This window comes from Micromonospora sp. L31 (assembly GCF_052068075.1).
Taxonomy (GTDB): Bacteria; Actinomycetota; Actinomycetes; order Mycobacteriales; family Micromonosporaceae; genus Micromonospora; species Micromonospora purpureochromogenes.
Genome location: NZ_JBQHDC010000015.1, coordinates 1 through 6,693, shown reverse-complemented (window position 1 = coordinate 6,693; position 6,693 = coordinate 1). Strand labels below are relative to the sequence as shown.

6 protein-coding genes are annotated in these 6,693 nt (G+C 72.5%); 4 read left to right on the top strand and 2 right to left on the bottom strand.

Features of this window, described 5'->3' with window-relative positions; translation table 11 throughout:
• Positions 1 to 85 precede the first annotated feature (85 nt).
• From ACTMS9_RS27775 to ACTMS9_RS27765, 3 genes are read left to right on the top strand one after another with little or no spacing between them, the layout of a single operon-like run.
• Positions 86 to 514 (top strand): hypothetical protein, encoded by a 429-nt coding sequence (locus ACTMS9_RS27775; RefSeq protein ID WP_441148581.1) that lies wholly within the window; start codon positions 86 to 88, stop codon positions 512 to 514.
• Positions 508 to 732: a helix-turn-helix transcriptional regulator gene (locus ACTMS9_RS27770; RefSeq protein ID WP_441148580.1), complete on the top strand. Its 225-nt coding sequence runs from the start codon at positions 508 to 510 to the stop codon at positions 730 to 732. Before ACTMS9_RS27775 ends, ACTMS9_RS27770 begins: the two co-directional genes overlap by 7 nt.
• The gene (locus ACTMS9_RS27765; RefSeq protein WP_441148579.1) at positions 729 to 1,700 is read left to right on the top strand and encodes an NAD(P)-dependent alcohol dehydrogenase; all 972 of its coding nucleotides are present in this window, start codon (positions 729 to 731) and stop codon (positions 1,698 to 1,700) included. Before ACTMS9_RS27770 ends, ACTMS9_RS27765 begins: the two co-directional genes overlap by 4 nt.
• A 27-nt stretch (positions 1,701 to 1,727) precedes the next feature.
• On the opposite strand, the gene ACTMS9_RS27760 is transcribed toward ACTMS9_RS27765, so the two are convergent.
• Together ACTMS9_RS27760 and ACTMS9_RS27755 are read right to left on the bottom strand one after the other, a co-directional pair.
• On the bottom strand, positions 1,728 to 3,167 hold the full coding sequence (locus ACTMS9_RS27760) for a DivIVA domain-containing protein (protein WP_441148578.1): 1,440 nt from the start codon (positions 3,165 to 3,167) through the stop codon (positions 1,728 to 1,730).
• Between the two features lie 269 nt (positions 3,168 to 3,436).
• Positions 3,437 to 4,567, bottom strand: a complete 1,131-nt coding sequence (locus ACTMS9_RS27755) for an ROK family transcriptional regulator (RefSeq protein WP_441166381.1) — start codon at positions 4,565 to 4,567, stop codon at positions 3,437 to 3,439.
• A 91-nt stretch (positions 4,568 to 4,658) separates the two neighbouring features.
• Between ACTMS9_RS27755 and ACTMS9_RS27750 the strand changes: the two genes are divergently transcribed.
• A complete protein-coding gene (locus ACTMS9_RS27750) occupies positions 4,659 to 5,957 on the top strand; it encodes a DUF1479 domain-containing protein (protein ID WP_441166380.1) in 1,299 nt (432 codons plus the stop codon).
• Positions 5,958 to 6,693: the final 736 nt, after the last annotated feature.

The following is a 6,693-nucleotide window of genomic DNA, read 5'->3' as shown; positions in this document are numbered from 1 at the left end:
CGCCGTGTAAAGAATTCTTGACACGCCTGCCCGGCAGGGCATACCGTTCGGGTGTCAAAAATTCTTTACACCCCCGGGAGGGTCCGTGGCCTTCGAGGAAAAACGCGCCTGGATGATGGCCGTGGTCGCGGTCGTCGCCTACGCCACGTACGCGGCCATCGTCCTCGGCCGCGCCGACGGCGTGCCCTTGCCCGACGTGTCGTACGCCGGGGCCCTGCTCTGGAGCATCGGCGGCGCCATCGTGGCGTCGATCCTCCTGCACATCGTCATCTCGATCGTCTCGCCCGAGGGCGCCAACCAGTCCGACCAGCGCGACCGGGAGATCCACCGCACCGGCGAGCACATCGGCCAGTCGTTCGTGGTCGTCGGCGGGGTCGCCGCGCTCGGCATGGCACTGGTCCGCTGGGACCACTTCTGGATCGCCAACGTCATCTACCTGTGCTTCGTGCTCTCCGCCGTGGTCGGCTCCACCGCCAAGATCGTCGCCTACCGGCGGGGCTTCCAGTCGTGGTGAGACCGACCCGGATCACCAACTCCATCCGCGCCCTGCGCGCCGCGCACGGCGACCTGACCCAGGCCGAACTGGCCCGCCGCGTCGGCGTGACCCGGCAGACCGTCATCGCCATCGAGCAGGGCCGCTACTCGCCGTCGCTGGAGATGGCCTTCCAGATCGCCGCCGTGTTCGACGTCCCCGTCACCGACGTGTTCCAGTACCCCCAGGAGGACTTGTGAAAGCCATCGTCCAGGACCGCTACGGCTCCGCAGACGTGTGGGAACTGCGGGACATCGACCCGCCGCGGGTCGGCGACGACGACGTGCTCGTCCGGGTCCACGCCGCCGGCGTCGACCCCGGCGTCTGGCACCTGATGACCGGCCTGCCGTACCCGGTCCGTCTCGGCTACGGGCTGCGCCGCCCCCGCCACCGCGTCCCCGGCATGGACCTCGCCGGCGTCGTCGAGGCCGTCGGCCGCCACGTCACCCGCTTCGCCCCCGGCGACGAGGTCTACGGCACCGGCGCCGGCAGCTACGCCGAGTACGCCCTCGCGCCGCAGCACAAGCTCGCCCGCAAGCCCGCCGCGCTCACCTTCGCCGAGGCCGCCGCCATCCCGGTCTCCGGCCAGACGGCGCTCACCGCCGTCCGGGACGCCGCGACGGTCCGCCCCGACCAGCGGGTGCTCGTCATCGGTGCCGGCGGCGGCGTCGGCTCGTACGCCGTGCAGCTCGCCACGGCGGCCGGCGCCCACGTCACCGGCGTCTGCGGACCCAGCAAATCCGACCTCGTGACGTCCCTCGGCGCGACCGACGTCATCGACCACACCCGAGAGGACATCACCGACCGGGGCGTGCGATACGACGTCATCGTCGACACCGCCGGCAACCGCACCCTGACCCACCTGCGCCGCGCCCTCACCCCGACCGGCACGCTGGTCCTCGTCGGCGGCGAGGCCGCCACCGGCAAGCTGCTGCAGGGCTTCGACCGGCAGCTGCGCGCGCTGCTGCTCTCCCCGCTGGTCGGCCAGCGGCTGATCCCCCTGGTGGCCAAGGAGAGCAGCGAGAACCTCGACGCCCTCACCGCGCTGGTCGACGCCGGCCGGCTCCGGCCCGTCCTCGACCGGAGCTGGCCGCTGGCCGAGGCGGCCGACGCGATCCGGCACCTGCGCGGCGGCCACGCCCGGGGCAAGAACGTCGTCCTGCCCTGACCGGCGCGACCGCCGGCGCGCCACCGCTCAACTGCTCGGGACCACCTCGGGCCGGTGCGCCGCCGGCGGCACGTACGGCTCGGGGGCCGGCCGCTCGGCCGCCGGCCGCACCGTCACCGGCGGTTCGACGGCCGGCTGCTCGGTCTCCGGCTCCTCCGGCGTCCCGTTCGCCGACCGCTCCCTGCCGGGACGGACGGCCAGCATCGGGTACTCGGCGGTCTCCCCGCCACCGGCCGCCGCCGCCATCACCGCGGCGGCCGCCAGGTCCGCGACCCGCTTCGCCTCCCGCTGCACCCGTGCCCGGACGTCCTTGGCGTGCCGCTCGACCGACTCGGCCGCCTGTCGCGCCTCCTCCAGCCGCCGGGTCTCGGCGGCCAGGCTGCGGCGGGTCTCCTCCAGCCGGCGCTGCGTCTGCACGAGGTCCCGCTCGGTGGTGTCGCCCTCCTGTTGGATCTCGGCGAGCTGCTGCCGGGCGGTCTCCAACTCCTCGCTCACCTGCGTCAGCGCCTGCTGCCGCTCCGCGATCTCCTCCTGCACCGCCGTGAGCTGCTCCTGCTGCGCCGCCATCTGCTCGTCGGCACGCTGGCGCACCTCGGTGGCGTACTGCTGCGCCTCGGCGATCAGCGCCTGCATCTGCTGTTCCGCGGCGCTGTGCTGGTTGGTCAGCTCCTGCTCGGCCGCCGCCCGGTGCTCGGCCAGCTCCTGCTCGGCGGCGGCCCGCCGCTCGGCGATCTCCTTCTCGGCGGTGGCCTGCCACTGGGCCAGCTCCTGCTGGCTCTGTGCCCGCGCCGCCTGGATCTCCTGCTGGATCTGGGTACGGGCCGCCTTGGTCAGCGCCTCCGCCGCCGTCCGGGTCTGGGTGATCTGCTTGGCGGTCTGTTCGCTGATCCGCTTCGCCTCCTGCTGGGCGCGCTCGTGCGCGGCCTCACCCTCCGCCCGCAGCTTCTCGGCCCGCTCGTGGATCTCGGCCAGCTCCCGCTCGGCCGCCGACCGGCGCTCCTCGTACACCCTGTCCTGCTCGGCCTGGCGCGCGGACAGTTCCTCGTCGAGGTCCCGCAGTGACTGGACGGTCCGCTCCCGCGCCTCGGTCAGCACCTTCTCGGCCTCGGCCTGCAGGCTGGTCGCCCGCTGCGTCGCCGTCTCGGTGATCACCCCGGCCTGCTTCTCGGCCAGCGCCAGGATCTGGTCCACCATTGGGCCCAGGTCGCGGAAGGACGCCCGGTCGACCTGGGCGGGGCGCTGCCGCAGCTCGGTCAGCTCCGCCTGGAGGCGCTGGATGTGCGTGGTGAGGCCGTGCACCTGGCTCGCCGCCTGGTCCCGCTCGGTCGACAGCGTCGCGAGCTGACCGTCGGTCTGCTCGATGTACCGGTCCACCTGCCGCTTGTCGTACCCGCGCAGGGCGGTCTCGAAATGCGGCCGTCCGGCCGCGTCGTCACGCAGCGCGAACGGCTCCTCGCCGTTGGACATGCCGCACCCTCCGTACTGTGTGAACGCCACGCGGATGGACGCCCACGGGCCATGATGTGGCGCAACGCTACCGTCGTCCGGCCCCGGACAATAGGCCCGCCCCGGTGATCGGGACGCGGTGAGGGGCCCCTGTTCCGCCGCTGGCCCCTTGGCGGCACGGCCTCCGGTGCGGGTGGCTCCCGCACCGGCAGTGCTGCGCCTCGGTCGGACCGTCGTCCGGTCGGCGACGGTGCTCGTCCTTTGGGTGGGGTGCGGGTTCGGCGGCCAGGTCAGGCTGGTGTTCGCCGAGGGGCCGCGATGATGGCGGAGCGGAGTCGGGCGAGGGCGTCGGTGCGCGCGCCGGTCAGTGACGGTTCCCTGGTCAGTCGGGCCGCGCGGAGGTCGACGTGCCGGGGCAGGCGGCCGAAGGCGGCGGTGACGGCGTCGAGGACCGCCGGACCCCACGGCCCGCCGAGGACGACCACCTGCGGGTCGGTGAGCGCGACGATGGCGGCGAGGACCCCGCTCACCGCCGCTCCGATCGCCTCCCGGGCGGCCGACGACGCGTCGGCCAGCTCGCGGAGCCGGTCGACGTCGATCGCCGTGCTGCCGGGCCGGCGCAGCCCCAGGTCACCGAACACCTCGATGAACCGGGTCGCCCGACCGTCCGGGCCGATGGTGATCAGGTGGGCGATCTCGCCGGCGAGGCCGGCGTGCCCCCGGCGTACCTGGCCGTCGCTGACCACCGCGCAGCCCAGTCCCTCGCCGAGGAAGAGGTACGCGAAGTCGGTCAGGTCGGCCGGTTCGATGTCGCGCTCGGCCTGTGCCGCCCAGTTGACGTCGTTGTCGACGACGACCGGCCCCTGGACCTGCGGCGCGAGCACGTCGACCGGGTCCAGTTCGCCGAGCAGGAACGGCGCGTCGGGGAGCCGGACCAGCCGGCCGGTGGTGCGCTGCACCGGGTCGGCGGCGCTGACGACCGCCAGTCGGGTGGCCCGTCCCGTGCTCCGCTGGGCCTGCGTGGCGGCGGTCCGCAGTGCGGCCGTGACCTGCTCGGGCCGGGCCGGGCGGCTGATCTCGTGGTGCGTCCGGGTCAGGGTGTCTCCGTAGGCGTCGACGCACTCGGCCACCACCCCGTCGGGCGCGATGCCGATCACCAGTGCGGTGCCGACCGTGTCGGCGAGCGCGTAGTACGAGCCGACGCGCCCCCGGCCGCGTCCGCCGGGGGTCCGTTCTCCCGTGTCCACGACCAGCCCCGCCTCGGTCAGCCGGCGCACGCTCTCGCCCACCGTCGGCTTGGACAGGCCGCTGCGGGCCGCCAGGTCGGCCCGGGTCAGGCGCCTGGCCTGCATCAACTCGCGGAGCACGTGCTCGTCGGTCAGCGAACGGAGCAGCTCCAGCGAGGGCTTGGCGGCGGTCACGCCACGATTCTAGTCAGGAGTCTTGCCTAGAAAGCGTCCCGCCGCCTACAGTCTTTTCAAAGAAGGAGCCTTAACTAGAAGGAGTCCTGCCGTGACCGCCCAACCCGCCCTCACCACCGCCCCGCTCCCGCCGCTGCCGCACTGGGAGTCGACCCCGACCGATCTGCCCGGCGCGATCCGGGAGATCAAGGCGGCGCTGCGCGCCCGCATCGAGGCCTCCGGCCGGACGGTCGAGGAGGTGTTCGCCGTCGTCGAGCAGCGGATCCAGGCGGAGGTCGACGAGATCGTCGCGGCGCGCGACCGCGGCGAGCCGGTCTGGCCGGTCATCGAGTACGCCGACATCGAGGCCGGCACGGTGTCGACCGCGACCCTGCGGGCGGTGCGCCGGCGGGGCTGCCTCGTCGTGCGCGGACACTTCGACCGGGAGCAGGCCCTCGGCTGGGACCGCGACATCGTCGACTACGTGGAGGGCAACCGGTTCTTCGACGCCTACCGCGGCCCCGGCGACGACTTCTTCGGCAGCGTGGGTTCCAAGCCCGAGATCTACCCGATCTACTGGTCGCCGGCGCAGATGCAGGCCCGCCAGAGCGACCGGATGGCCCGGGTGCAGGCGTTCCTCAACAGCCAGTGGAAGCACGAGTCCGAGGGCGTGCGGTGGTTCGACCCGGACCGCGACTCGCTCTACCCCGACCGGATCCGCCGCCGGCCGCCGGGCGCGGACTCCCAGGGCCTCGGCACCCACCTCGACCCCGGCACCCTCGACCTGTGGATGACCGAGGCGTACCAGCAGACCTTCCGCCACCTCTTCGACGGCACCGTCGAGCAGTACGACCCCTGGGACGCCGCCCACCGCACCGCCGGGGCGCAGTACCCCGGCACCACCATGTGCTCCGCCTTCCGCACCTTCCAGGGCTGGACCGCGCTGTCCGACATGGACCACGACCAGGGGGTGCTGCACACCGTGCCGATCCCCGGGGCCATGGCGTACCTGATGCTCCGGCCGCTCCTGGCCGACGTGCCCGAGGACGACATGTGCGGGGTGACGGTCAACCAGGTCTTCCCCGCCAACCAGACCTGGCACCCGCTGCTGATGCGGGCCCTCGTCGGCATCCCCGACGTCCGGGCCGGCGACTCCGTCTGGTGGCACTGCGACATGATCCACAGCGTGGCGCCGGTGCAGGACCAGCAGGGTTGGGGCAACGTCATGTACATCCCCGCCGCGCCCTGGTGCCCGCGCAACGAGGGCTACGCGGCCAGCGTCCGGGAGGCCTTCCACACCGGGTCCAGCCCCGCCGACTTTCCCGAGGAGCACTACGAGCGCAGCTGGCCCGACCGCTTTCCGGCCGAAAGCCTCAACAGCACCGGCCGACGGGGCCTCGGCCTCGACTGAGCCGTTGCCAGGTCGCAAGGGCAGGGCCTGGTTTCTGCCAGGACCGGCCGCCCGGGATCGGGGGGAGCAACGGAACCCGCTGACGGCGCCGATGTGACGGGGGACGCACGCCGCCAATTTGACGATCAACTCGCCGGGCGCGTAACTTTCTCTCTGCCAGCGCGGAACGGACGAAACAGGCGAAATGCCTGGGAGGCCGGAGCGTGGGAATGGTTCGGGGGTCGGCCGGGTTGTCATCCGGTACGGTCCTGGACCGGCTCCCCTGGGGCTTGCGAAGGCCGGTGGGGGTGCGGGAATGACTCCGGGGTCGGATGGGTTGAGTCCCATGTGAGCTTGGACCGGGCGGTGCCCCGGATCGGCCTGAGGGTCGATTTGGTGGGGCGGAGCCGACCGGGTATGGTTCATCGCCGGTAGGGAACCGGGCGAGCGTGCGGGAGACCGCAGCGGCCGGCCTGCTGAATTCCACGGAGACGAGCGGCGAGAGTCGGTCGACTTGTGGTGCCCGTAATTGTGGTGGAAGTGGTGTGGATCGCGACAGAGCGGTTTGACACGGCGGATATCGGCGGGTAGCGTAGTAAAAGTGCCCGGCGCGGAAAGCGGCGGTCAGGACAGAGTGAATATGCCCCGGGTCGGGGGTCCTCTTCGGGGGGTTTCCGGGCGGTGTGTGGTTGTTCTTTGAGAACTCAACAGGGTGCTTGAAAAGCCAGTGCCAATTATGATTTATACCCCGGACTGG

Bases quoted from the DNA above. Each gene is read 5' to 3' on its own strand.
- ACTMS9_RS27760 (WP_441148578.1), bottom strand. From the start codon at position 3,167: ATGTCCAACGGCGAGGAGCCGTTCGCGCTGCGTGACGACGCGGCCGGA.